Annotated in this window: 2 protein-coding genes; both read right to left on the minus strand. The window is 33.6% G+C overall.

Features of this window, described 5'->3' with window-relative positions; genetic code table 11:
• A partial coding sequence (locus METFODRAFT_RS09635; RefSeq protein ID WP_007045442.1) for an enolase N-terminal-like fold-containing protein occupies nucleotides 1-373 on the minus strand: 373 nt, incomplete at its 3' end.
• A 52-nt stretch (nucleotides 374-425) separates the two neighbouring features.
• Nucleotides 426-654: 4Fe-4S binding protein (locus tag METFODRAFT_RS09640; protein WP_007045443.1), on the minus strand; the 229-nt coding region annotated here is incomplete at its 5' end.

The raw sequence follows: 654 nt of genomic DNA on the forward strand, positions 1-654 counted from the left end.
ATTTATCTATTTGATGGGAACTACCGTTTTCTAAAATTAAATTAGCAACATCCTTATTTAAATCTTCATTAGTTAATTTAATAAAACTCTGGGAGATAGCGTTTATTGTCGCTAATCCAAGAGTTCTATTGATGATATCAAAATCATTTGCCACATTTATAAAATCCTCAATATTACCTACATCAAATTCAATCTTCCTTTTCTCACTATGTCCTTTATACTCCTCTAATAAAGTCATAGCAACGCCCAATGATTTTTTCCCACCTACTTCAACTAAAACATAACTATAAGGCAAAGCAAAGGAAAAATCAACTATTTTAATATCTTTACCATCTATAAAATCAATTACTCTTTTAACAATATCTTCAATCATCCTCTCACCCAAAAAAAACTAAAATAATCGCAAAGAAATTCGCAGACAACTATTAATTTTCAACAGCCAACTTTATCGCATCAACTGGACAAACTTCAACACATGCACCACATCCACCGCATAAATCACCATTTACTATGGTTATTAGGCCATCCACAACTCTTATGACGAGTTCATCTGTTTCTGGACCTTTTCCACCCCAAGTGTTTGGATCTTTTGCATTCACTGGGCATGATACTACGCAATTTCCACAACCATGGCACTTCTCTGGAAATACGACC

This window comes from Methanotorris formicicus Mc-S-70 (assembly GCF_000243455.1).
Taxonomy (GTDB): Archaea; AGJL01; Methanococci; order Methanococcales; family Methanococcaceae; genus Methanotorris; species Methanotorris formicicus.